The organism is Rhodococcus sp. BL-253-APC-6A1W (assembly GCF_012843405.1).
In the GTDB taxonomy this organism is placed as follows: Bacteria; Actinomycetota; Actinomycetes; order Mycobacteriales; family Mycobacteriaceae; genus Rhodococcus.
The window spans coordinates 260,336-284,536 of record NZ_JABAFB010000002.1 but is presented as its reverse complement, the minus strand read 5'-3'; the positions used below and the strand labels follow the sequence as shown (position 1 = coordinate 284,536).

The following is a 24,201-nucleotide window of genomic DNA, read 5'->3' as shown; positions in this document are numbered from 1 at the left end:
ACGCTGCGAGACCGCGTGGCGCGCCGGGGCTTGACTCTCCCCTCAGGGGAGGAACGAGGGTGGGTGTATGACGATCAACAGCATCTTTCCCGTGGTCCCGGCCGCCGACGTGGCCCGCAGCCGCGACTTCTACACCGGACTGCTCGACCTCGCCGTCGTATTCGACAGCGGGTGGTACGTGCAGTTGCAAGCCCCCGGTAGCGAGTCCGTGCAACTGGGACTCGTCGAACGAGGACACCACACCGTCCCCGAGGGATTCCGGGCGGCGCCGGCGGGTGTGCTCGTGTCCGTCGAGGTCGAGGACGTCGACCGCGTGCACGCCGCGGCGATCGCTGCGGAACTTCCGATCGTGTTGTCGCTCCGGGACGAGGATTTCGGGCAGCGGCACTTCATGACGACCGACCCCGACGGGTTGCTCGTGGACGTGATCACCGTGATCCCGTACGCCGGCGACCTCGCCGAGAGCGCCGCGGTCTCCGGCGGGCCGCAATGACAGAGGCGCGCTGGATGAGCATCGGTGAGTTCGCGCGCGCCGCACGACTGACGGTGAAGGCACTGCGGTATTACGACCGCGAGGGGCTGCTCACCCCGGACCGCGTGGACCCCGGCACCGGCTACCGTTTCTACGCGCCGTCACAACTGGCGACGGCGCTGCGGATCGGATTGCTTCGCCGTGCGGATGTGTCGGTCGCGGCGATCCGGGTGTTCCTGAGCGATCCGGCGCAGGGGAGCGAGGTGCTCGCGGCCGAGCGTGCCCGCATCGAACGGGACGCGGCGCGCGCGGCCCGGTCGTTCGCTCTCGTCGATTCTCTGGGGAGCGCGGTGGACGCGGATCTTCCCGTTGCCGTTCACCACATCGACGCGGCAACGGTGTTGTGGAGAGAATCCTGTGCCGCGGCGGAGACGCTCGACGAGTCCGCCTCGGAGGCGATCGGCACCCTGCTCGCGCAGGCCCGGCGGTATGGTCTGGACGGGTCGGCGTCTGTCGTCGGCCGATACCCCGCCGCGCTCGACGGCGAGGTCTCGTTCGGGGTGGGTCTGGAAATCGGCGCCGGCGCCCGGCTGGATGAGGCCGTCGAGGCGCAGACCGTGACCCTGCCCGGCGGGGTCTTTGCGGGCGTGGACTTCAGGGGCGCGCCGGCGCTGCTACCGGTCGCCTATCACGTGCTGTTCGCGCGTCTCGCCGACGACGGTGTGCCCGTGGAAGGCCCGGTGCGTGAGTACTACCTCGCCGACCCAGCGGTGGTCGGCGAAGACGAGATGCGCACGCGCGTCGTGCATCCCGTGCCCGAGGACTATCGACCGGGGTGAGCTCGGTCGTAGGTGCGTTCGGTCGCCTCGGTCCGAGACGCGATCGGACCGTCGGTGTCGTCGAACGTCCGGTCGATCTCCCTGGTGATGAGGTGGTTCGCGACGTCGGCCTCCATCGCGCCGACGAGTACCGATTGCGTGGCGCCGTTGCTGAGAGCAACCAACCGCATCGCTGCGGCGTGCGCGTGTTCTGCCGAGAGCCCGGCGCTTCCGAGGAGCCGCTCCGCCTCACGGACCGTTCCTCGTGAGGCGTCCGTGATGAAGCCCCGGATCCACGGATCGCTCACGGCCCGAGCCAGATACGCGTACCAGACCGAGGCGCCGATGAGGGACGGGCCGGTCGTCGGAACAGGTTGCGTCAGGAGGGTGTCGAGCGCTGCGCGAGGGTCGGTGTGCGAGTCGCCGTCACGGTAGGACTGCTCGGCGCCGGCGACGATTTCCTCCGCACCGCACCGGATCAAGTGTTCTTTCGACTCGAAGTAGTGCTGGATTCGGCCGATCGAGACGCCCGCCTCGGCTGCGACCGCCCGAAAGGTCACGCCGTCGATGCCTCGTTCGTGAATGACGGCCCACAGAGCCCACACGATTTCCCTGCGACGTCGAGCGTGATCGACAACCTTCGGCATACCGAGAACTTTACAATATGCGTATACTGTAAAAGTTCGAACCGTCGGCCTCGGGATGCCTCATGAGCGAACGCACGAACAGAGCGGACGTCCGGCCGGATGCTCCAGGACGTGACCGCGGCCCTCACCGATGGCTGCGCCGCACCGGCATGGCGCTGACTGTCGTTCTGTCCGCAGTGGGTGTGGTGGGGATCTGGCAGTTCTTCTCCGGCGCTCCGGGCGTCGGCCACTTTCGTGACGCCGAGGGGCGCGAAATCTATGTCGAGACCTACGACCGGGCGATGTCTGCTCTTCCCCCACCGACCGCGACCCACGACCTCGCGACCCGATTCGGATCGGTACGCGTGTACGAATGGTTCTCGGGCGGGGCGGATGGTGCAGTTCCGGTCGTCCTGATCCCAGGCATGTCTTCGGGTGTGCCGATGTGGGCGGAGAACCTCGGCACGTTCCTGCCTCACCGCCGTGTGCTCGCGTTCGACGCGCTCGGCGATGCCGGTTTGTCGATCCAGAGTGTTCCGCTGTCCTCGACCGAGCAGCAGGCACTGTGGATTTCCGAGGTGCTCGACGAACTCGCACCCGAGGGCGCTCACGTCGTCGGTCATTCGTTCGGCGGCGCGAGCGCGGCGGCCTACGCTCACCGGTTCCCCGAGCGCGTCCGGTCGTTGACGCTTCTCGAGCCCGTGTTCACCTTTGCCTACCCCCCGGTGCGCATGCTCGCTTGGACGATGATCTCGACCGTCCCGTTCCTGCCCGAGAGCTGGCACAACACCGCACTCGGAAAGGTGGGAGGCGCCGAGTTCGACCCGAACGACGACATGTCAAAGATGATCGCCGCCGCTTCGGAACACTTCTCGGCGCAACTTCCGACCCCGTCACCTTTGAACGACGCCGCGCTGAATTCGCTGGTGATGCCCACGTACGTCGCTATCGCAGAACGAGATTCGCTCGCCGGAGGCAGGTCTGCCGCCGAGCGCGCCCGCCGTCTCCCCGATGCGACGGTCGATATCGTGCCCGACACCACGCATTCGCTTCCTATGCAAGCGAAAGACTTTCTGGCCGTGAAACTCCCCGAGTTCTGGCGCGACGCCGAGCGGGGTTGACCGCACGCGAGGACGTGGTGTGGTCAGGCCCAGTCGTAGGTGCGCTCGACCGCCTTGTTCCATCCTGCGAACAGACGTTCGCGCTCGTCGGCGCGCATGGTCGGCTCCCACGTCTTCTGGGCTTCCCAGTTGTGCCGGATGTCGTCCTCACCGTTCCAGTAGCCCACGGCCAGTCCCGCCGCGTATGCCGCACCGAGAGCGGTGGTTTCGGCGACCACCGGCCGCACGACCGGCACGCCGAGGATGTCGGCCTGGAACTGCATGAGCAGGTCGTTCACGACCATTCCGCCGTCGACCTTCAACGTGTGGAGTTCGACGCCCGAATCGGCGTGCATCGCCTCGATGACCTCCCGGGTCTGATACGCGGTGGCTTCGAGTGCCGCCCGCGCGAGGTGCCGTTTGTCGACGAACCTGGTCAGGCCCGTGATCACGCCGCGCGCGTCGGGGCGCCAACGCGGCGCGAACAAGCCCGAGAAGGCCGGCACGATGTACGCCCCGCCGTTGTCCGGCACGGATGCGGCGAGTTGCTCGACTTCGGCGGCGGACCGCAGAATCCCCAGGTTGTCGCGCAGCCATTGGACGAGCGACCCCGTGACGGCGACCGAGCCCTCGAGCGCGTAGACGGCGGGCCGGTCCCCGATGCGGTAACACACGGTGGTGAGCAGTCCGTGTTCGCTGCGGACCGGTGTGGTGCCCGTATTGAGGAGCAGGAAGTTCCCTGTGCCGTAGGTGTTCTTGGCTTCGCCGGGGGACAGGCAGGCCTGACCGAACGTCGCGGCCTGCTGGTCGCCGAGGATCCCGGCGATGGGGACGCCCGCGTAGGGTCCGCGTTCGCGGGCGTGCCCGTAGACCTCGGACGAACTCCGGATCTCGGGAAGCATCGAGACCGGTATCCCGAAATCCGCGCAGATCTCCAAATCCCACTGCAACGTGTCCAGATTCATCAGCATCGTGCGGGAGGCGTTGGTGACGTCGGTGATGTGGACTCCCGGTCCGTGCCCGTCTTCACCGGCACCGCCCGTCAGTTTCCATACGATCCAGCTGTCGATGGTGCCGAACACCAGTTCCCCGGCGTCTGCCCTCTCCTGGGCACCGTCGACGTTGTCGAGTATCCAGCGCACTTTGGGGCCCGCGAAGTAGGTCGAGAGCGGAAGGCCCGTGACGTCGCGGTAGCGGTCCACGCCGGCGTCACCCGCGAGTTCTTCGACGAGCCGGTCGGTTCGCGTGTCCTGCCAGACGATCGCGTTGTAGACCGCCTTGCCTGTCGTGCGGTCCCAGACGACCGTCGTCTCGCGCTGATTCGTGATGCCGATCGCGGCGATGTCCTGCCTGCGCACGTCCGCCTTGGCCAGTGCCACGGCAGCCACTTCGCGCGTGTTGAGCCACAGCTCCTCGGGGTCGTGCTCCACCCAGCCGGCGCGCGGAAAGAACTGCCGGTGTTCCTTCTGCGCGACAGCCACGATACGGCCGTCGTGGTCGAAGATGATGCACCGGCTCGAGGTGGTGCCCTGGTCGATCGCGGCGATGTACTGGTTCACGGATGATCCTCGATAGGGCGGACGGGATGGCTCAGGGCAGCATCTACTGCGCGCTGCGCGGTCGAAACTACTAGCCTTGTCGGGGATACGTCGGCGACTCACGGGAGCGGTGCGGTGAATCAACCAGGTGTGCAACCCCTCGGACCGCAACAGCGCGCCGACGCATGGCGGCAACTCGCCACCGAACAATTCGACGTCATCGTCATCGGCGGGGGTGTCGTCGGAGCCGGTGCGGCGCTCGACGCGGCGACACGAGGACTGCGGGTCGCGCTCGTGGAGGCCCGCGATTACGCATCGGGGACGTCGAGCCGGTCGTCGAAGATGTTCCACGGCGGCTTGCGATACCTGGAACAACTCGAGTTCGGTCTGGTGAGAGAAGCGCTGCGCGAACGTGAACTTGCGCTGACCACCCTCGCTCCGCACCTGGTCAAGCCGTTGAAGTTCCTTTTTCCGCTTACCCATCGGGTATGGGAACGTCCGTACATCGGTGCGGGGATCTTCCTGTACGACCGGATGGGTGGCGCGAAGTCGGTGCCGGCGCAGAAGCACCTGACGAGGGCGGGCGCGTTGCGTATGGTCCCCGGTCTCAAGCGGTCCTCGCTCACCGGCGGAATCTCGTATTACGACACCGTGGTCGACGATGCGCGCCACACCATGACGGTCGCGAGGACGGCCGCGCACTACGGGGCGGTTGTCCGGACGTCGACGCAGGTCGTCGGATTCCTGCGGGAGGCCGACGGAGTCGCGGGGGTCCGTGTGCGCGACACGGAGGACGGCTCTGTCATCGACGTGCGCGGAAGCGCGGTCATCAACGCGACGGGTGTGTGGACCGACGAGATCCAGGCTTTGTCCCGCCAGCGGGGCAGATTCCGGGTGCGGGCGTCGAAAGGCGTCCACATCGTCGTTCCGCGTGATCGCATCGTGAGCGACTCGGCGATCATCCTGCGCACCGAGAAGTCCGTGCTGTTCGTCATCCCGTGGGGCAATCACTGGATCATCGGCACTACCGACACCGACTGGAACCTCGATCTCGCCCACCCGGCGGCCACGAAAGCGGACATCGATTACATTCTCGATCACGTCAACCGTGTGCTCGTGGTGCCACTCACCCACGACGACATCGACGGGGTGTACGCCGGGCTACGGCCGCTGCTGGCGGGGGAGAGCGACGAGACCTCGAAACTGTCGCGCGAACACGCGGTCGCGCGGGTTGCACCCGGCCTCATCGCCATCGCGGGCGGCAAATACACCACCTACCGCGTGATGGCGGAGGACGCCGTCGATCTCGCCGCCGAGGACATCCCGACACGGATCGCCCCCTCCATCACGCACAAGGTGCCGCTCGTGGGCGCCGACGGGTACTTCGCGCTGGTCAACCAGACCATGTCCCTCGCCGAGGAATACGGGTTGCATCCCTATCGGGTCAAGCACCTGCTCGACCGGTACGGCTCGATGATCGACCAGGTCCTCGAGCACGCGAAGAACAGGCCCGAATTGCTCGAGCCGCTGACCGATGCGCCGCGTTACCTTCAGGTGGAAGCGGTGTACGCGGTCGCTGCGGAGGGCGCCCTGCATCTCGAGGACATCCTGGCGCGGCGCACCCGGATCGCGATCGAGTACTCCCACCGCGGGGTGCACTGCGCGGAGCAGGTGGCGCGGCTCGTCGCACCGCTCCTGGGGTGGGACGAGGAGACGGTCGATCGCGAGGTCGACATCTACCGGGCCCGGGTGGAAGCCGAAATCCTGTCGCAGACCCAGCCGGACGACGAGTCGGCCGATGCCCTGCGGGTGGCGGCCCCCGAAGCACGCGGGGAGATCCTGGAGCCGGTACCGATCACCAGGTGACGTGAGTAGGGGCCCGCCACGCCGGACGTCCGTGATCGTCAGTGCGTGAGTGCGATTTTGACGACCACGACCACCGACGCGAGCAGGGCCAATCCCACCGCCGCGAAGACGGTCGTGGTCCCGGCGGGGCGGCCCTGCAGGCGTTGGACGACGAACACCGTCGAACCGATGCGAATCAGAATCGCGACCTCGGCGAGCACTTGTGCCGTACGAGGTTCGAGCCATCCGAGCCACGCCGTGAGAAGAATGAGGCACGGCAGCGACGCGGACGACAGGATCGGGACCGAGTTGCGGAGTTCCACCCAGCGCTCGGCGCCGGTGAGTGGGCGCGCCGACCGCACGCTCTGCGAGACCGACTCCGCGAACACATGCGCCAGAAACGTCGAGAGCGCGGTGCCCAGCACGATCGCGATGCCGATGTACTGCCTGGTGGTCGTGATCGGAACCAGGGCTGCGAGGACGAGCACGTTGCCGTAGACGTACGCACTTATCCGGCTTGCCGCCGCATTGCGTGACAGCGGAACACGACGGGACGCAACCGACCGGCGTGGTGCGTCGCGAGCCGGGGTGGAGGACACCCCGTCAGCGTGTCACACCGGGCCGGTGCCGTGATGTGACTTTCGGGCTGTAATGCACCGGCGAGTCGCGGCGGTCCACGGGCGGCAGATTACGACCCGGGGTGTGCAGCACCGGGGCGTCCCGGGCGATGCGGCCGGCGGCGCGATCCAGGCCCGCTCGGGCGCGCGGGTGATAGCGGAAGCGCTTCGGCACGACCTTGCCGCCCAGACCGATGGCGCGGCCCACGAAGGCGTGGATCTTCTCGTCGCGAGCACTCCAGCGATACCCGAGCAGGTCGCGCACCGGGGGGTCGTAGAGGCCGACGGTGAGCCAGGAGAACCCGGCGACGACCGGCGGACGCAGCGCTTTCCAGACCGGTTCGGGGAACCACCGCAGGAACGGCGGTCGATCGAGGTTCGACAGGTCGAGGACGTCGCGGGTCGCCTTGTTGTCTTCGAGCACGTTGCGGCACATGTGATCCCAGTACTCCAGGAACGCCTCCCACGACTCGGGGACCGAATGCATGGGCATGCCGTAGAGGCGATACCACTGCACGTGCTCGTCGAAGAGGCGATGCTTTTCTTCGAGGGTGAGCGGGCCGTCGAACCACTCGATCGACACCATGAGGCTGTAGAAGAAGGTCGAGTGTGCCCAGTAGAACGTGCCCGGGTCCAGCGCGTTGTACTTGCGTCCCTTCTTGTCGACGCCCTTGATGGTGTTGTGGTACCCGCGTACCTGCGCGGCGGTCTCCGGTGCCCGCGGGCCGTCGAAGACGACTCCGTAGATCGGGTACAGCGACCGGTAGAGGCGCTCCCAGCGCTCGTCGAAGAACTCCGAGTGTTCCTCGACGCCGGCACCGAGGCCGGGATGCATGTTCTGCATGGACCCGGCCCACGGCCCGAACAGCATGCCGCGCCACCCGCCGAAGTACTTCCAGGTCAGCGAGTCGGGGCCGAGCGGCTCGGGCGGTGCCGCAGCCGGACGGGCCGTCGTCTCGTCCGGTGCCGGCTCGTCGACGCCCTGACCGCCGGGATACTGACTACGCATGTTGTCAGAGTAGGATCTGTCCGGCACGTAGTCAACGACGGGAAACAGCAGTGGGCACCACGCGCCGCAGTTGGGCGGGGGTCGGCATCGAAGAACGCCGACGGGTACGCAGGGAACGGCTCCTCACCGCCGGTACCGACCTGATCGGCGCGCCCGGCGGTGCGATCGCGACCGTCCGTGCCGTGTGCCGCGCGGCCGAACTCACCGAGCGGTACTTCTACGAGAGCTTCACCGACCGGGACACCTTCGTCCGCGAGGTGTACGCACACGTCGCGAAACAGGCGCGCGAGGCGCTCGCGGCCGCGGTTGCCTCGGCGCCGCCGACGGGTGTCGCGGAGGCTGCGGTGCGGGCCTTCGTCGGCCTCGCCGTCGATGATCCGGCCAAGGGGCGCGTGCTGCTCCTGGCCCCGCTGCGCGAGCCCGCCCTGAGCAGCCGTGGTCTCGAACTCGCGCCGGCATTCGTCGCGCTCGTCGAGGGCCGGCTCACCGGCATCGAGGATCGAGCGTATCGGCACCTGGTGGCCGTGGGACTGGTCGGAGCGTTCACCAGCATGTTCATGGGCTACCTTGAAGGCGACGTCACGGTGTCCCGGGAAATGCTGGTGGCACAGTGCGTTTCGCTACTCGAACATGCCGGAGAGGCTTACGGTCCGGTACCGCGCGGCTGACAGCGGGGGCACCGGTACACCACCCGCTCCGGTTCGGCGGCCGTGCCCAGGTCCCAGGATTCGATGGGTGTCCCGCAACGTCGGCAGGGATCGCCGCGCCGCCCGTACACCCAGAGGTTCCGGCCGCGACGACGATCACCCGTCGTGACCCGCACCGCCCGCTCGCGGTTCGCGGTGAGGATGCGGTGTGCGAGGTCCACCCAGCCCCGAGGATCACCTGCCGTACCCACCGGCTCCCGCGGATCGACGCCGCGCAGGAAGCACAATTCGGACCGGTACACATTGCCCACGCCCGCCATGACCCGCTGATCGAGCACGGCAACCCCGATCGGGCGGAGCGGGTCGCGCGACAGATTCTCCGCGGCGCGCGCCGCGTCCCAGTCGGCTCCGAGCAGATCGGGCCCGAGGTGGCCCACCGCATCCTCTTCCCGGTCACGGGGGAGAACTTCGAGGATTCCCAGTTCGAACCCGACGGCCTGCGTCTGTTCCGTACCCAGTACCACGCGAGCCTTGAAACCGGGTTTACGCCACCGCGCGCCGCGCTCGTAGATGTGCCACTCGCCCTCCATCTTCAGATGCGAATGGATCGTGTGGCCGGGTAACCGGATCAAGATGTGCTTGCCCCGCGACACCACCTCGTCGACAATGCAACCCGTGAAATCCGCTGTGGCGAAACGAGGTACGCGGAAATCGGTTTCGGTGAGCGTTCTCCCCGCCAGAGCGGCGTTCAGTTGCCGCGCCGCGCGGTGGACCGTATCGCCCTCGGGCATCGTCAGAACCTCAACCGGTATCCGCGCGGCGTCGCCGAGAAACCGGACTCGCCCAGGATGTCGGCGAACGCGTGCCCGTGGATGGAGGCACCGTCGACCTTCTCCACGACGATCTTGTCGACGCCCCCGCGCTTGACGGTCGCGGCGAGGGAAGCACACGCACTGCGCAGCAGTCCCGGATCGTCGTCGAAGGTGAGCATCGTGCGGCCACCGCGTTCGATGAACAGCACGAGGGCGCCGTCGACGAGAACCACCAGGCCACCGGCCTTGCGTCCCGGGCGGTGGCGGGGTGCGTCGTCGGGGGCCGAGGACTTCGGCCACGGGAGTGCGGCGCCGTACGGGTTGGCAGGGTCGCAGGCTGCGAGGGTGATCGCCGCGGTTTCGTCGTGCCGGCCTTCGATCGAGTCGGCGAACGAGCGCAGGCGGTCGACGACCGCGGGTGTCGAGAACTGGGCCCCTCCCAGCGAGTCGACGAAATACCCACGCCGGCAACGACCACGCTCCTCGAACCGGCTGAGCACCTTGTACATCGTGGCGAACCCGCCGGGTACGCCCTCGCTCACCACGACCCCCCGGGTGACGACCCCGTACCGCTCGAGCAACAGTTCCGCGATGCTGTGTGCACGGATCGTCGCGTCGGTCTCACGTTCGGGGAGCAACGACCAGCGACCGGCGACGGTGGGCGGGCCGGTGCGCGACGGCATCGCCGGGCGGGCCCGGTACATCCGCGCCCGTGGGGCGCGCCGCGGGGTCCGGTGCGCGGGCGTCGCGCGGGAGGTATCGCCGATCAAGGCCCGCAGCGGCGCAAGCGTGTCTCCCGAGATGTATCCGCCCCAGACCAGGTCCCACAGTGCTGCAGCGACATTCGTGTCGGTGGCGGTCGGTTCCCGGGCGGACACGGCATCGGTGAGCTGACGGAAGAAGAACGCGCCACCACCGGCGAGCGAGTCGAGGATCGCGTGGTGGATCGGGGACATGTCGAGTTCCTCGGCGGGCGCGAGGGTCACCGGTGCCAGGTCGGCGGGGTGGAGCAGGACCCAGCCGTCCTTGCCGGAGATCGACCCGGCGCCCGACCACACCACCTCACCTGTCGCGGTGAGTTCGTCGAGCATCGTCGGTGAGTAGTCGCGCACCCGGGGTGCGAGGACCAGTGGCTCGAGTGCGCTTGCCGGAAGCGGAACCCCGGCGAGTTGTTCCACGACCGTGAGAACGCCGTCGAGCCCGTAGAGAGCACTGCCACCCGCACCCTTCCCGAGATGGTGCCAGTCGGGAAGGAACCGGCCGAGCGTGGCCGTGCTGACCGGTTCGACATCCTGGCGGGCCGCTGCGAGCGACCGCCGTCGCAGCCGCCGCAGCACCTCGGAATCGCACCATTCGGACCCGGTGGCACCCGGACGGAATTCCCCCGACGTAACGCGCCTGTCCGCGGCCATCCGCCGCAACACGGAGTCGACGACGGCCGTGCCGAGCCCGAACCGCGCCGCGACCTCGGCCGCGGTGAACGGACCGTGAGTGCGGGCATACCGGCCCACGAGATCACCGAGCGGATCTGCGACCGGTTCGACGAACGCGGTGGGCACCCCGATGGGCAACGGCACGCCGAGCGCATCACGCAACCGGGACGCGTCTTCGATGGCGGCCCACCATTGTTCGCCCGCGTACGAGACGCGGAGTGCACGTCGCCGGCGGGCGAGGTCGGCGACCCACTCGGTCGGATCGTCGGTGGTGCGTTCGCGCAACTCGGCATCGGTGAGCGGCCCGACCAGTCGCAGCAGGTCGGCGACACCCTCGGCATCGCGCGCGCGCCGCTCGGGTGTCAGTCGCTGCAGTTCGTGTTCGGCGTCGGCGATGACGTCGGCGTCGAGCAGTTCGCGCAACTCCACGCGACCGAGCAGTTCGGCCAGCAACGTCGAATCGAGCGACAACGCGGCCGCGCGGCGCTCGGCGAGCGGGCTGTCTCCCTCGTAGAGGAACTCGCCGACGTAGTTGAACAGCAGTGACGAGGCGAACGGGGAGGCGGTGGGCGTTTCCACCTCGACGAGGCGGATCTGCCGGCGGGCGACGCGACCGAGGAGGTCGTGCAGGGCGGGCAGGTCGTAGACGTCCTGCAGGCACTCCCGGACGGTCTCGAGCAGAATCGGAAAGGTCGGGTAGCGCCGCGCGACATCGAGCAATTGGGCCGAGCGTTGCCGCTGCTGCCACAACGGCGCCCGCTTGCCGGGGTTGCGGCGCGGCAACAGCAGTGCGCGGGCCGCACACTCCCGGAACCGCGACGCGAACAGCGCCGATCCACCGACCTGCTCGGTGACGATCTCGTCGATGTCCTCGGGGTCGAAGACGAAGATCTCCGACCCCGGTGGCGCGTCGTCGGCGTCGGGCAGTCGCACGATGATGCCGTCGTCGGAGGCCGTCGGGTGGGATTCGACGCCGTACCGCTCGAGCAATCGGGCGCCCACCGCCAGTGCCCACGGTGCGTGTACCCGCAATCCGAACGGGGAGTGCAGCACCAGTCGCCAGTCGCCGAGTTCGTCGCGGAACCGTTCGACCACCAGGGTGCGGTCGGTGGGAAGCTGTCCTGTCGCGGTGCGCTGCTCGGTGAGCAGAGCGATCAGGTTGGTCGTCGCGTTCTCGTCGAGTCCGCCGTTGCGACAGCGTTTTTCGGCTTCCTCGGCGTCGGCGTGGCCCAGTTCGCGGATGAACGCGCCCAGAGCGGCTCCGAGTTCTGCGGGCCGGCCCTGGCTGTCTCCGTGCCAGAACGGCAAGCGGCCGGGACGACCGTAAGCGGGCGAGACCAGTACCCGGTCGAACGTGATCTCTTCGATCCTCCAACTGGTGGCACCGAGTGCGAACACATCGCCGACCCTCGATTCGTAGACCATCTCCTCGTCGAGTTCTCCGACACGGGTGTTCTTCTCGCCCACCATGAACACGGTGAACAATCCGCGGTCGGGGATGGTGCCGCCCGAGGTGACCGCGAGTCGCTGCGCGCCCGGGCGCCCGGTGAGCGTGCCCTCGGTGCGGTCCCACACCACACGCGGCCGTAGCTCGGCGAACTCGTCGGACGGATAGCGTCCCGCGATGAGGTCGAGCACCGACTCGAACACGGGTCGCGACAGGGACGCGAACGATCCGCTGCGCCGCACGGTGTCGAACCAGTCGTCGACGTCGAGCGGTTCGAGCGCGGTCGCCGCGACCGTCTGCTGGGCCAGCACGTCGAGGGGATTGGCGGGTACCTGCAACGCTTCGATCTGCCCGGCGACCATGCGCTCCACCGTGACGGCGCAATGGATGAGATCGGTGCGGTGCTTGGGGAAGAGCACACCGCGGGACGTCTCACCCACCTGGTGCCCGGCGCGGCCCACCCGTTGCAGGCCGCTCGCGACCGACGGCGGTGCCTCCACCTGGATGACCAGGTCGACCGCACCCATGTCGATGCCGAGTTCGAGGCTCGAGGTGGCCACCACGCACCGTAGCCGCCCGCTTTTGAGGTCGTCCTCGATGAGGGCGCGCTGATCCTTGCTCACGGAGCCGTGGTGGGCGCGGGCCAGCACCGGTTCGGCGCCGTACGTGACTTCGGTGGGTGCCCCGATCTGCGCCGGAGGTTTGCCCGTGCGCTCGACGTCGGTGCCGGCGCGTTCGGTGTAGATCTCGTTGAGACGGGCGGTGAGCCGCTCGGAGAGCCGTCGCGAGTTCGCGAACACGATGGTCGACCTGTGTGCGGTGATGAGGTCGACAATCTGTTCCTCGACGTGCGGCCAGATCGACCCCGCCTGGGGAGTGGGCGACGCAGAGTCCTCGTCCGGCTCGGCGACACCGAGTTCCGTCATGTCCTCCACCGGGACCCGGACCGTGAGATCCCACGTCTTGGCCGCCGGGGGTGCGACGATCCGGATCGGCGCGCCACCGGCGAGGAACCGGCCGACCTCCTCGTGGGGCCGCACCGTCGCGGACAGTCCGATGCGCTGCGCGGGCGCGCGCAGCAGCAGGTCGAGCCGTTCGAGCGACAGCGCGAGATGGCTGCCCCGTTTGGTGCCGGCAACGGCGTGCACCTCGTCCACGATCACGGTCTCCACGCCGGCGAGGTTCTCCCGCGCCGACGAGGTGAGCATGAGGAACAGCGACTCGGGAGTGGTGATCAGGATGTCGGGTGGGGTGCGGGCGAGCTTGCGTCGGTCGGCCTGCGAGGTGTCGCCGGAGCGGACCCCGACGCTGATGTCCGGCGGGGTGAGGCCGAGCCGTTTGGCGGTCTGGGTGATCCCGACCAGCGGCGATCGCAGGTTGCGTTCGACGTCGACCGCGAGAGCTTTGAGCGGCGAGACGTAGAGCACCCGCGTGCGCTGCTCGCGGGCGACCGTCTCGTCGGCCGGGGTGGCGGCGAGCCGGTCGAGCGACCACAGGAACGCGGAGAGCGTCTTGCCGGAACCGGTGGGTGCCACGACCAGGGTGTGCGCGCCGGACGAGATCGACTCCCACGCACCGAGCTGAGCGGGAGTCGGGGCGTCGAAAGCTCCGCCGAACCATTCACGGGTCGGTGCGGAGAATCGGTCGAGGACAGAGCTCACCTGTCTATCGTGCACCCGACCGCCGACAGGCTCAGTCCTCGAAGGCGAATTGAGCGATCTGAGGCGAGTGCAGGTCGGCCCACCGGTTGCGCCCGGTGCGGACCAGTTCGGTGACGAGGGCACGGGCCGGCGCCCGCCACGGCAGGGCGTCGAACTGCTCCCGGCTCTCGGGTGTTTCCGTCCATGCGATCGTGGCCATCGCACCGCTGTGCGTCACATTCAGCGCAGGGAAGGTTGCAGCGATCCGGTCGAGGGACGCGCCGCAGGCCTCTTCCAGACCCTCTCGCGTCACTGTGATCCAGCCCTGGACATTCCGCAGACCCGGTCCCGGGGTGTCGAGGTGGAGGCCGGCCACCTCGAGATCACCGGCATACACGCTCACGAGTCGGCGGCCCGTCGGCGACACCGAATTGTCGGGCAGGCACGCGACCGACCAGTACTCCCGCTCGCTCATCCGTGCGTTGGGCACGCTCGACCGGATGTAATCGCGCAACCATGCTGTGACGATGCCGAATTCGGGGTAGTGCGCGAGCTCCCTGTACTTGGTGTCGCGTAGGGGGAGTTCGGAGACGGAGTCGGGCGAAGGCATGTTCACGCGACGATTATGGCCGTTCACGGGCCGATCCGGGTGCAAGGCCGGAATCGACGCGTTCCCACGCCCGGGGGGCTGCGTCCGGGTCACAGCACCACCCCCGGGTTCAGGATCGTCCGAGGGTCCAGCGCATTCTTGATTTGCCTGGTCAGAGCCATGACATCAGGGCCGACCTGGTCGGGAAGCCACGCCTTCTTCAAGCGGCCCACGCCGTGCTCCCCGGTGATCGTGCCGCCCAGTTCGATCGCGAGATCCATGATCTTTCCGAAAACCGCCTGTGCTCGCACGGCCATCTCGTCGTCGGCGGGGTCGTAGACGATCAGGGGATGGGTGTTGCCGTCCCCCGCGTGAGCGATGACCGCGACCGTCACATCGTGCTCCGCCGCGAGCGCGGCGATCCCCTCCACAAGCGCGGGAAGAGCCGGCAGGGGAACCCCGACGTCCTCGAGCAGCAGGCTGCCGGTGCGCTCCACCGCGGGGATCGCCATCCGGCGGGCGGCCGCAAACGCTTCCCCCTCCGCGGCGTCGTCGGTGGTGAACACCTCGTCGGCAACGGCGTCGCGACATGCCTGCGCCATCAGCGTGATCTCCTCGGCCGCGGCCGCGCCCGGTACGTCGGAACGCGCGATGAGCATCGCTTCCGTGGAGCGGTCCAGACCCATCCGGAGCATGTCCTCCACCGCTCCGATCGTGGTCCGGTCCATGAATTCGAGCATCGCGGGCCGCAGCATGCCGGTGATCGCGACGACCGCGTCGGCGGCGGCCTGGACCGACCCGAACGTGGCGACCATCGTCGACGCCGGTGGTTGCGGCGGAAGCAGTCGCAACGTCACCTCCGTGATGACGCCGAGGGTGCCTTCGCTGCCGACGAACAGTTTCGTCAAGGACAGGTCGGCGACGTCCTTGAGTCTCGGGCCGCCCAATCGCACCGCGGTACCGTCCGCCAGCACGACCTCGAGACCGAGGACGTAATCGGACGTGACCCCGTACTTCACACAGCACAGGCCGCCGGCGTTGGTCGCGGCGTTGCCGCCGATCGTGCAGATCTCGAACGACGACGGGTCCGGCGGGTACCACAGACCGTGCTCGGCCGCTGCCCGCTTGACCTCGGAATTGAGGAGCCCCGGCTGCGCAACTGCGGTTCGGGTGGTCGTGTCCACCGTGAGCGCACGCATCTTCTCGGTGCTCAGCACGATGCCCCCGGCGATGCCGCCGGATCCGCCCGACAGACTCGTGCCGGCTCCCCGGGGCACCACCGGGACGCGATGGGTGTTCGCCCACCGCAGCGTGGCCTGCACGTCCGTGGTCGACGTGGCGCGCACCAGGGCGGCGGGCACAATCGCGTCCGGGTCCTGCGCACGGTCGTGGCGGTATCCGGCGAGGATGTCAGGGTCGGTGACCAGTGCGCCCTGCGGCAACGCGGCGGCCAGTTCGGTCAGCGGCATCGCAGGCAGTCCGGTTTCCTGTTCGGTGGACATCTCGTCACCCCGCCGCCGGGACGTAGCGGGCACGCAACTTGTGTTTGACCAGCTTGCCGGTGGGTGTGCGCGGCAGGTCGTCGGAGAAGTCCACACTGCGCGGTGCCTTGAAGTGCGACACGCGGTCGCGGACGTACTCGAGCAGCTCCTGCTCGAGTTCGGGACTCGGCGTGACCCCGTCTGCGAGTTGCACGACGGCCTTGACCTCTTCGCCCATCTCCGTGTTCGGCACGCCGATGACCGCCACGTCGTAGACCTTCGGGTGCAGGGTGAGGACGTTCTCCGACTCCTGTGGGTAGATGTTGACGCCGCCGGAGATGATCATGAAGGCGGCGCGGTCGGTCAGGTAGAGGAAGCGGTCGTCGTCGAGGTACCCGATATCCCCGCTCGTCGTCCAGGTCGGGTGGTCGGGATGTGTTGCCGCTGCGGTCTTCTCGGGGTCGTTGTGGTATCGGAAAGGGTGTTCGTCGCGTTCCCACCACACTGTCCCGATCGCGCCGGCGGGGAGTTCGTTTCCCTCGTCGTCGCAGATGTGGACGATGCCCATGACGCCGTCGCGCCCCACGGACCCGGGCCGCGCGAGCGCCTGCCCGGAGTCGATGAAGGTCGCGCCCGCACCTTCGGTGGACGCGTAGTACTCGTGGATCACCGGGCCCCACCACTCGATCATCGCCCGCTTGATCTCCGGTGGGCACGGTGCGGCCGCGTGGATCGCGACCTTCATGCTCGAGACGTCGTATCTCGCCCGCGTCTCCTCCGGCAGTTTCAGCATCCGCACGAACATCGTCGGCACCCACTGGGAGGCCGTGACCGAGTACTTCTCGATCAGGGCGAGCGCTTCTTCGGCGTCGAAGCGGTCCATCAGGATCACGGTGCCGCCGACAGACTGAACGGTGCCGCAGAACCGGAGCGGCGCAGCGTGATACAGCGGGGCGGGGCACAGGTAGACCGTGGTGTCGTCGAACCCGTACATGGGCGCGAACACCGCGGTGTACGGGTCGGGGACGTCCTGCACCTGGCCCACGGACAGAGCCGGTTCGATTCCCTTCGGCCGCCCGGTGGTGCCGGAGGAATACAGCATGTCCCGGCCACGAGGCTGGTCGTCGAGCGGTGACGGATCGTGGCGGGCGAGCGCATCCTCGTAGTCGTCGAAGCCGGGAAGCGACCCGCCGAAGACGAGGCGGTGGGCCACTCCCGGGTACGCCCCGGGTGACGTATCGACCGCCGACAGGGCGTGTGCCGAGACGACCAGGGCTTGCGCGTCGCAGTCGTCGACGATGTAGGCCGCTTCGTCGGGAGTGAGGTGCCGATTGACCACGGTGATGTACAGGCCGGAACGCAGTGCTGCCCAGTACACCTCCATGACGCGCAGGTCGTTGTCGGATATCAACGCAAGATGGTCGCCGGGCGCCAGGCCGGCGGCGCGCAGATGCTTCGCCAGCCGGATCGAGCGTTCGTCCAGTTCCCGGTAGGTGAGCGATTCGCCCGTCGCGGGCCGGATGATGGCCGGCTTGTCGGGGGTGGTCGCGACGAAGTTCCCTGGGTACATGGTCCCCGGTCTACCACAGGGTGTGTCGCAGGACACATTTTCCTGCCGAAACGCGAGGCTCCATCCATGCGTATGAGGGGCTACCGATGTGCTGCGCCAGGGAGTTGTCAGGCCTGAGGTTCCGCGATCTTTCCGAGTACCCACTCGACCGCGCTGGGCACCGGTTCGATGATCACGACATCGGAGCGAGCAGACAGCACACGTGCTGCAGCGCTCAGGGGGCCGCCACCGATGACCACAGCCCCTGCTCCCGCTGCGGCGGCCTCGTCTACTGCTGCGTCGAGTTCGGTCACGCTTTCCTCGTGGGCGCACGCGAGCGCGAGCGGCCCCGTGCTGGTGAGCATTACTCCGGCGAAGTCGGCACTCGGGTCGACTCGCGCCACCAGCGAGCACAGGCTGTCGGCCAACTCGCCGGTCGTGGTCGCAATGGCAAAGCGTCGACCACCTTTGCTTGCCGCGAGTACAGCCGCCTCGCCGATCCCCACCACGGGAATGTCGGTCAGCGAGCGAAGCTCGGACACTCCGGGGTCGCCGAAGGCTCCGACGATGATGGCGACGGGATGGTGGAGATCGATACCCTCCATCGCGACGTCGACCGTGTGTGTCGCGGCGTCGGTCAGGGCCGCCGCATTCGTGATCATGCGTGGGCCGGCCCGTGCGGTTATTCCGATAACCCTGGTACCGGTTTCGGCCAGCAAGCCGGCTGCCACCTCGACCAGCATCTCGGTGGTCGCCTCGTTGGTGTTCGGATTGACGACGAGGATGGAGTCGGTCACGTCAGATGTCCTCGGGCATAGGCTGTCCGACCGTTTCTCGGGGGAACTGCACCGCGATACCGCACACCAGGAAGAGCGCGGTAAGCAGACCGAACATCGCACCGACCCCCGAAGCGTCCAGGACGGCTCCGGCGATCAGCGGGAACAACCCGCCGGACAGTGAACCGATGGCGAGGATGACGGACGTCGCCAGTCCGCGGATGCGGGTCGGGTACTGCTCGGGCGCGAAGAGCCAGATGGTGGTGTTGAGGATGATGACGGCGAAGTTGAACAGCGCACCGAATATGAGGACGAGTCCGATGTTCGTTGCGAAGAACCCGAACCCGAGGGCCGCGACAAAACCGAGCAGAGCGCCGCAGGTCAGTGTCAGCTTTCGGGGGAGTCTGCGTGCGATCAGCGCCGCGGTGAGTGCACCCGCGAGCGAGCCCGACTGCATGACGAGCGTGTACCAAAGGGCTGTATTGATGGACAGGCCACGCTCGGTCAGGATCACGGGGATGAGCGTGAGCATGGAAATCTGTGCTGCGTACGACATGCAGACAGCCACGCCGAGTGCGAGTGTGGCACGGCGGTAACGCTTCCCGAACATCTCGGTCCAGCGGGACTTCGGCGCGGCCTTTTCGGTCGCGGCCAGGGAAGGGTCGAGATAGGTGACCGAGGTGTCGACCGGCCCGCGAAGTTTGCCCTGAGCGAGTCGTGCGATCACCAGGTTGGCCTCCGCGATCTTTCCGGTCGCGGCGAGGTATCGAGGAGTCTCGGGCAGAGCGCGCCGAAAGACGACCACTGCGAGCGCAGGGACGACGAGGAGTCCGAAGAGCCAACGCCACTGGTCCGGCCCCGAGAAGACGGCGAAGACGATGACGCCGAACAGAGGGGCCAGCATATTGCCCAGACCTGCTGCGGCGACGTTGATGAGACCGACCGCGGTTCCTCGGTGGCGCGCGGAGAAGAACTCGGAAAGCATGATGACGGCGACAGCGATTTCACCGCCGAGGCCGAGGCCGACCAGGAATCGGGCGCCCACGAGTACCTCATAGGTGGGGGCCAAGGCGCAGATGAGCGAGCCGATCGAGAACACGATCAGGTTGGCGCCCAGGAGGGTTCGCCGTCCCAGCCTGTCCATCACTGCGCCGGCCAGGATCCGTCCGAGGGCGACAGCGGTGAAGGTTGCCGTATTCAACAGGCCGATCTGCGCTCCCCCGAGACCCCACTCGGATTTGAGTATGGGACCGGCGATACCGACGGTGTTCTGTTCGATTGCGTCGAAGAAGACGCCGAACAACACCATCGCGACGATCCCGAGGTGTGCGGACGTGACGCCGATCCGCGAGTACGCGGCTTCGATCTGGCCGCTCAGCGTGGCCTTTTCGGCCGGATCGCCGAGGGGCGCATCGGTGGAATGGGTAGCAGGAGTGCTCATCAAGCTTCCTCCGTTTGGTATACCAGCAGGTGACGAGAAAGCTATCGAGCGATACGGCAGTCTGGGTTGCCGTCGGGTTAAATAGCCGTTTCATCACGTGCGATTCCGCGTAACAAGACGGTCTCTGGTCCTTTGTGTGCAGCTCTCCCTGTCAAACAGGAGGCACGTTGGTATACCAACGCTCCGCAGAACTACGCTCGGAGGGCGCGCATGATTATCGATCGAGCGGAAGGCGTCCATGACTGCGATGAACGGGCACTCGAACCTGTCTCGATGGGTTTTCGAAGAGATTCGTGACCGCATCAACGACGGACGTTTGGCCGCCGGTGAGTCGCTCAGTGAGCGGGACCTGGGCGCAGAATTGCAGGTTTCACGGGTTCCGATACGCGAAGCGCTACCGATGCTCGAGGCGGCCGGTCTGGTGTCTCTGTCACCGCGCCGGCCCGCAGTCGTCACGAGGGTGAGTCGTAGTGGTGTGAATCAGTTGTACGACATCAGATCAGCTCTCGAGCCCTTGGCTGCCCGGCGCGCGGCCGCCGCCGTAGCGAGCGGCAAGTCCCCGGAGCGACTGTCAGCGGCGTTGCGCGCCGCCGCAGGTGCTCTGGCGAGTGGCGCTCTCGGTGATTTCCACACACAGAGTGGTGCCGTGCACGCAGAGATCGAACAGCTCTGCGGGAACGACTTGCTGGGTGTGCTCATGGATCCCCTTCGTGAGCGCAGCACTCGCCTGAACGTCGCCAACATCCATCAGGATCCGCAGGCACGCCACGCGGAACATGTCTCTCTCGTCGAAGCGATCGTTCAGGGCGATATCGAGCTGGCCTCTTCGCTTGCCCATGCACACGTCGAATGGGGCAGGCGCCGGACTTTCGAGACGCTGTCGTCCGTTCCCGGCTTCGACCCCGACAGTTAGCGTCTTCCGAGGCCGTTCGGTGTGTGCGTACCGCAAAGGGCTGCCGGGCGTCTGGGCGCAGGTGTTCGTCCTCGAGAACGTGTGTAGGTGGGAACGGACGGGTATACCCCGCACACATCGAAAGGAGAGCACGATGCCGAACTCGTCGATCAAGAACGAAAAGATGTACGAAGAGTTGCGGGACGACGGCGCGTCGAAGGAGAAAGCTGCCCGGATCTCCAACGCTGCCGCTGCCGAGGGCAAGTCGAAGGTCGGGAAGCGAGGCGGAAAGTCCGGGTCGTACGACGACTGGACTGTCGACGACCTGAAGAAGCGGGCGAAAGAACTCGGCTTGAGCGGTTACTCGAGCATGCGCAAGAACGAACTCGTGGACGCGTTGCGCAACCACTGACGGGAAGGCAACCTGGACTCGCGTGGCCACCCCCGGCCCGCGAGAGGGGCAGGCATGGCATTGAGCGTGGACGGCGACACCCTGTACTTCGAGTTCCCCGAAGTACACGGGGAAGCCGAACTGGCCGTCTCGTTCCACCGCACCGTCCGGGTGCCGGACGACGGGAAGCGCTACCCGCTGCCACCGAGCCTGGGCACCTTTCCTCTACGTGTTTTGGACGAGCACATCGTCCTGCCCGTATGGCAGTCCGAAGCCTGCTGGATCAAGTTCGACACTCGTTATCCGTTTCTCGTCAAGGTCGGAACCGGCGACGTCGACGCGGTGACGGGCGGGCCCTGGACGCCGGAACCCGATTTCGATGCCGAGGACTATTTCGAGGTCCCGGAACAACCCTGGCTCGACGGGTTCTGTGTGGACGGCGGACTGGTCCGCCAGTTCGTGGCGATGCCGCTGGGTGCGGGGTACACCGTCGAGGAACAACTCGGTCGCGGGCCGGCCACCGGGGGAATCCGGATCGCCGCGTCCCCGATGAGGGCCGACGTGTACGAGCGGCGGCGCGCGCGAACCGACGACCGGCAGCACATGATGACCTTCGCGCCGCCTCCGCCGCCCGGCATGGGACTCGGCGCGGGCGGTTCGATCACCCAGCGCGTCGCGACGCCGGTGGAAGAACGCGGCGTATGGGACACGGGCCGTCGCTCGGCTGCGCACGTTGCGCTGGTCAACAGCGTGCAGTGGGAAACCCTGACGGGAACAGCGCCGCCGACCGAGCCGATCACCGCGCGCGAGTACACCGAGCGCGGGTATCCGTGGTTCGAGGTGTACGACGAGTCGGTCGCGCGGGAAGCGGCCACGGCACTGTCGGGTGTCGAGACCGTCTCGCGCGTGCTCGCCCGCCGAGGGGACGACCCGCTGGCCGGAAACGAGACCGTCGACGTGCCCGAACTCCTGAGGATCCGTCCGCGGAAGGGCCGGGACCGCGGTTGAGATCCGCCGTTGGGGCTCAGCCGAATTCGACACCCTGGGCAAGCGGGAGTTCGTTCGAGTAGTTCACCGTGTTGGTGGCGCGGCGCATGTACGCCTTCCATGAATCCGAACCCGATTCGCGGCCGCCGCCGGTCTCCTTCTCACCGCCGAACGCACCACCGATCTCCGCCCCGGAGGTACCGATGTTGACGTTCGCGATACCGCAGTCCGAGCGGGAGAGGAACTGCTCGGCCTCCCGTTGGTCGAGGGTGAAGATCGACGACGACAGCCCCTGGGGGACTGCGTTGTTCAGCGTGATCGCCTCGTCGAGGTCGTCGTAGGTGAGGACGTACAGGATCGGTGCGAACGTCTCCTCCCGTACGACCTCGGTCTGGCCCGGCATGCGGACGAGTGCGGGGGAGACGTAGACCCCCTTCCCGGACACGTCGACACGGTCGCCGCCGGCGACGACAACGCCGCCGTCGGCAGCGGCGCGATCGAGAGCAGAGCGCATCGCCTCGTACGATTTCTCCGAGACGAGCGGACCCACGAGGACTCCCTCGTCGAACGGATTTCCCACGCGCAAGCCGGAATACGCGGTTGCGAGCCGCTCGACGAGCGTGTCGGCGATCGACCGGTGCACGATGAGCCGCCGGAGTGTCGTGCACCGCTGCCCGGCGGTACCCGCGGCGGCGAACACGACGCCGCGCACCGTGAGGTCGAGGTCGGCCGACGGAGTGACGATCGCTGCGTTGTTGCCTCCGAGTTCGAGCAGGCACCGGCCGAATCGAGCGGCGACGCGGGGAGCAACCGCCCGCCCCATCCGCACGGACCCGGTTGCGCTGACGAGCGCGATCCGCGGATCGTCGGAAAGGGTTTCTCCGACGCGGGAGTCGCCGAGAAGCACGTGGTGCAGGCCGTCGGGCGCGCCCACATCGGCGGCAGCGCGCCGCAGGAGTGCGTCACACGCGAGCGCGGTGAGCGGCGTGGTCTCGGACGGCTTCCACACCACCGGGTCGCCGCACACGAGCGCGATCGCGGTGTTCCACGACCACACCGCGACCGGGAAGTTGAACGCCGAGATGACACCGACCACACCGAGGGGATGCCATGTCTCCATCAGGCGGTGACCCGGACGTTCGGACGGCATGGTCCGCCCGTACAACTGGCGGGACAGCCCGACGGCGAAGTCGCAGACGTCGATCATCTCCTGAACCTCACCGGCCGCCTCGGACGGGATCTTCCCGACCTCGAGTGTGACGAGTGCTGCCAGGTCGCTCTTGTGCTCGACGAGGAGTTCGCCGAGACGTCGGACGAGTTGTCCGCGAACCGGGGCGGGCACGTGTCGCCATTGCTCGAACGCGCTTGCGGCGGTCGAAATGGCGAGATCGACGTCTTCGGCAGAGTGGAGGGGAAGTCGAGCGAGTTCGGTGCCGTCGACCGGGCTCGTGACGCCGAGGACACCGTCCTGCGGAAGTTCGACTCCGCAACGGCTCAGGGCCGCCTCTGCTCGGGTGCGGAGGTCGGAGGTCGCATTCATCGGTGTGGTCCCTTCGTGCTCGGATAATCTGCGCGGGTGCCGGAATCCCCTAAAGACGCGCTGGACGAGATCGATCGATTGCTGTTGCGCGAATTGGAAGCCGACGGGCGGGCCACCTTGGCCGCGCTTGCCGACAAGGCGGGCCTGTCGGTGTCCGCCGTCCAATCCCGGGTACGACGCCTCGAGTCGCGCGACATCATTCGCGGGTACAGCGCCAGAATCGATCCCGAGGCGATCGGACTCGCGCTCTCGGCGTTCGTCGCCATCACCCCTCTTGATCCGTCTCAGCCGGACGATGCACCGGCGCGATTGCGCCATATCGACGCCATCGAATCCTGTCACTCGGTCGCCGGGGACGAAAGCTACATCCTCCTCGTGCGTGTCGCCTCGCCGCGCGCGCTCGAACATCTGCTTCAGCAAATTCGTGCGACCGCGAACGTGGCAACCCGGAGCACCGTCATTCTCCAAACATTTTACGAGCGGTGACGGTAAACGCCGGTAAATTTCTTGTAATGAAGACCCTTTACTGAATGTTCTGACGTATCGTTCCC

Annotated in this window: 21 protein-coding genes; 9 read left to right on the top strand and 12 right to left on the bottom strand. The window is 67.4% G+C overall.

From position 1 onward, the window contains the following. Positions 1-67: 67 nt before the first annotated feature. On the top strand, positions 68-493 hold the full coding sequence (locus HF877_RS03870) for a VOC family protein (RefSeq protein ID WP_169619859.1): 426 nt from the start codon (positions 68-70) through the stop codon (positions 491-493). 14 nt (positions 494-507) lie between these two features. Next, positions 508-1,311, top strand: coding sequence for a MerR family transcriptional regulator (locus HF877_RS03865; RefSeq protein ID WP_240951967.1), 804 nt, complete (start codon positions 508-510; stop codon positions 1,309-1,311). Here the strand turns inward: HF877_RS03865 and HF877_RS03860 are convergent. Then, entirely contained in the window at positions 1,296-1,937 is a 642-nt protein-coding gene (locus HF877_RS03860; RefSeq protein WP_169619857.1) for a TetR/AcrR family transcriptional regulator, read from the bottom strand. The two genes, HF877_RS03865 and HF877_RS03860, sit on opposite strands and share 16 nt — an antisense overlap. Before the next feature lie 62 nt (positions 1,938-1,999). Here HF877_RS03860 and HF877_RS03855 point away from each other — a divergent pair, with 62 nt between their 5' ends. Further along, a complete protein-coding gene (locus HF877_RS03855) occupies positions 2,000-3,037 on the top strand; it encodes an alpha/beta hydrolase (RefSeq protein ID WP_240951965.1) in 1,038 nt (345 codons plus the stop codon). 23 nt (positions 3,038-3,060) lie between these two features. On the opposite strand, the gene glpK is transcribed toward HF877_RS03855, so the two are convergent. After that, positions 3,061-4,575, bottom strand: coding sequence for a glycerol kinase GlpK (gene glpK / locus HF877_RS03850; protein ID WP_169619856.1), 1,515 nt, complete (start codon positions 4,573-4,575; stop codon positions 3,061-3,063). A 129-nt stretch (positions 4,576-4,704) separates the two neighbouring features. Between glpK and glpD the strand changes: the two genes are divergently transcribed. After that, on the top strand, positions 4,705-6,420 hold the full coding sequence (gene glpD / locus HF877_RS03845) for a glycerol-3-phosphate dehydrogenase (protein ID WP_169620002.1): 1,716 nt from the start codon (positions 4,705-4,707) through the stop codon (positions 6,418-6,420). A gap of 38 nt (positions 6,421-6,458) precedes the next feature. Here the strand turns inward: glpD and HF877_RS03840 are convergent, their stop codons facing one another. Continuing rightward, complete coding sequence (locus HF877_RS03840) at positions 6,459-6,998, bottom strand: hypothetical protein (RefSeq protein WP_169619855.1); 540 nt, start codon at positions 6,996-6,998, stop codon at positions 6,459-6,461. Between the two features lie 4 nt (positions 6,999-7,002). Then, a complete protein-coding gene (locus HF877_RS03835; protein ID WP_169619854.1) occupies positions 7,003-8,025 on the bottom strand; it encodes an oxygenase MpaB family protein in 1,023 nt (340 codons plus the stop codon). A gap of 50 nt (positions 8,026-8,075) precedes the next feature. Here HF877_RS03835 and HF877_RS03830 point away from each other — a divergent pair, with 50 nt between their 5' ends. Beyond that, entirely contained in the window at positions 8,076-8,693 is a 618-nt protein-coding gene (locus HF877_RS03830) for a TetR/AcrR family transcriptional regulator (RefSeq protein WP_169619853.1), read from the top strand. Here HF877_RS03830 and HF877_RS03825 read toward each other — a convergent pair. From HF877_RS03825 to HF877_RS03795, 7 genes are all read right to left on the bottom strand, one after another. Further along, a complete protein-coding gene (locus HF877_RS03825) occupies positions 8,669-9,463 on the bottom strand; it encodes an Fpg/Nei family DNA glycosylase (RefSeq protein ID WP_169619852.1) in 795 nt (264 codons plus the stop codon). The genes HF877_RS03830 and HF877_RS03825 overlap by 25 nt on opposite strands. Before the next feature lie 2 nt (positions 9,464-9,465). Further along, positions 9,466-14,025 carry an ATP-dependent helicase gene (locus HF877_RS03820; RefSeq protein WP_169619851.1) on the bottom strand — a complete coding sequence of 1,520 codons (4,560 nt, stop codon included), beginning with the start codon at positions 14,023-14,025 and terminating at the stop codon, positions 9,466-9,468. 31 nt (positions 14,026-14,056) lie between these two features. Further along, complete coding sequence (locus HF877_RS03815; protein WP_206036604.1) at positions 14,057-14,614, bottom strand: hypothetical protein; 558 nt, start codon at positions 14,612-14,614, stop codon at positions 14,057-14,059. An 89-nt stretch (positions 14,615-14,703) separates the two neighbouring features. Beyond that, positions 14,704-16,062 carry an FAD-linked oxidase C-terminal domain-containing protein gene (locus HF877_RS03810; protein WP_169620001.1) on the bottom strand — a complete coding sequence of 453 codons (1,359 nt, stop codon included), beginning with the start codon at positions 16,060-16,062 and terminating at the stop codon, positions 14,704-14,706. A 37-nt stretch (positions 16,063-16,099) separates the two neighbouring features. Then, on the bottom strand, positions 16,100-17,644 hold the full coding sequence (locus tag HF877_RS03805) for an AMP-binding protein (RefSeq protein ID WP_169619849.1): 1,545 nt from the start codon (positions 17,642-17,644) through the stop codon (positions 16,100-16,102). A gap of 107 nt (positions 17,645-17,751) precedes the next feature. Beyond that, positions 17,752-18,420, bottom strand: a complete 669-nt coding sequence (locus HF877_RS03800; RefSeq protein ID WP_169619848.1) for an aspartate/glutamate racemase family protein — start codon at positions 18,418-18,420, stop codon at positions 17,752-17,754. Between the two features lies 1 nt (position 18,421). Further along, the gene (locus HF877_RS03795; RefSeq protein WP_169619847.1) at positions 18,422-19,840 is read right to left on the bottom strand and encodes an MFS transporter; all 1,419 of its coding nucleotides are present in this window, start codon (positions 19,838-19,840) and stop codon (positions 18,422-18,424) included. 238 nt (positions 19,841-20,078) lie between these two features. Here HF877_RS03795 and HF877_RS03790 point away from each other — a divergent pair, with 238 nt between their 5' ends. The 3 genes from HF877_RS03790 to HF877_RS03780 all read left to right on the top strand — a co-directional run bounded on the left by HF877_RS03790 (position 20,079) and on the right by HF877_RS03780 (position 22,131). Beyond that, entirely contained in the window at positions 20,079-20,753 is a 675-nt protein-coding gene (locus HF877_RS03790) for a GntR family transcriptional regulator (protein ID WP_169619846.1), read from the top strand. 133 nt (positions 20,754-20,886) lie between these two features. After that, positions 20,887-21,144, top strand: coding sequence for a Rho termination factor N-terminal domain-containing protein (locus HF877_RS03785; protein WP_169619845.1), 258 nt, complete (start codon positions 20,887-20,889; stop codon positions 21,142-21,144). 54 nt (positions 21,145-21,198) lie between these two features. Continuing rightward, positions 21,199-22,131 carry a hypothetical protein gene (locus tag HF877_RS03780; protein WP_169619844.1) on the top strand — a complete coding sequence of 311 codons (933 nt, stop codon included), beginning with the start codon at positions 21,199-21,201 and terminating at the stop codon, positions 22,129-22,131. A 16-nt stretch (positions 22,132-22,147) separates the two neighbouring features. On the opposite strand, the gene HF877_RS03775 is transcribed toward HF877_RS03780, so the two are convergent. Further along, positions 22,148-23,650: an aldehyde dehydrogenase family protein gene (locus tag HF877_RS03775; protein WP_169619843.1), complete on the bottom strand. Its 1,503-nt coding sequence runs from the start codon at positions 23,648-23,650 to the stop codon at positions 22,148-22,150. A 36-nt stretch (positions 23,651-23,686) separates the two neighbouring features. Between HF877_RS03775 and HF877_RS03770 the strand changes: the two genes are divergently transcribed. After that, positions 23,687-24,136 carry an Lrp/AsnC family transcriptional regulator gene (locus tag HF877_RS03770; protein WP_169619842.1) on the top strand — a complete coding sequence of 150 codons (450 nt, stop codon included), beginning with the start codon at positions 23,687-23,689 and terminating at the stop codon, positions 24,134-24,136. Positions 24,137-24,201 lie beyond the last annotated feature (65 nt).

Coding starts and splice junctions, on each gene's coding strand:
- HF877_RS03835 (WP_169619854.1), bottom strand. CDS start 8,025: ATGCGTAGTCAGTATCCCGGCGGTCAGGGCGTCGACGAGCCGGCACCG.
- HF877_RS03805 (WP_169619849.1), bottom strand. CDS start 17,644: ATGTACCCAGGGAACTTCGTCGCGACCACCCCCGACAAGCCGGCCATC.
- HF877_RS03865 (WP_240951967.1), top strand. CDS start 508: ATGAGCATCGGTGAGTTCGCGCGCGCCGCACGACTGACGGTGAAGGCA.
- HF877_RS03860 (WP_169619857.1), bottom strand. CDS start 1,937: ATGCCGAAGGTTGTCGATCACGCTCGACGTCGCAGGGAAATCGTGTGG.
- HF877_RS03775 (WP_169619843.1), bottom strand. CDS start 23,650: ATGAATGCGACCTCCGACCTCCGCACCCGAGCAGAGGCGGCCCTGAGC.
- HF877_RS03815 (WP_206036604.1), bottom strand. CDS start 14,614: ATGCCTTCGCCCGACTCCGTCTCCGAACTCCCCCTACGCGACACCAAG.
- HF877_RS03795 (WP_169619847.1), bottom strand. CDS start 19,840: ATGAGCACTCCTGCTACCCATTCCACCGATGCGCCCCTCGGCGATCCG.
- HF877_RS03790 (WP_169619846.1), top strand. CDS start 20,079: ATGACTGCGATGAACGGGCACTCGAACCTGTCTCGATGGGTTTTCGAA.
- HF877_RS03810 (WP_169620001.1), bottom strand. CDS start 16,062: ATGCCGCTGACCGAACTGGCCGCCGCGTTGCCGCAGGGCGCACTGGTC.
- HF877_RS03780 (WP_169619844.1), top strand. CDS start 21,199: ATGGCATTGAGCGTGGACGGCGACACCCTGTACTTCGAGTTCCCCGAA.
- HF877_RS03855 (WP_240951965.1), top strand. CDS start 2,000: ATGAGCGAACGCACGAACAGAGCGGACGTCCGGCCGGATGCTCCAGGA.
- HF877_RS03825 (WP_169619852.1), bottom strand. CDS start 9,463: ATGCCCGAGGGCGATACGGTCCACCGCGCGGCGCGGCAACTGAACGCC.
- HF877_RS03870 (WP_169619859.1), top strand. CDS start 68: ATGACGATCAACAGCATCTTTCCCGTGGTCCCGGCCGCCGACGTGGCC.
- HF877_RS03785 (WP_169619845.1), top strand. CDS start 20,887: ATGCCGAACTCGTCGATCAAGAACGAAAAGATGTACGAAGAGTTGCGG.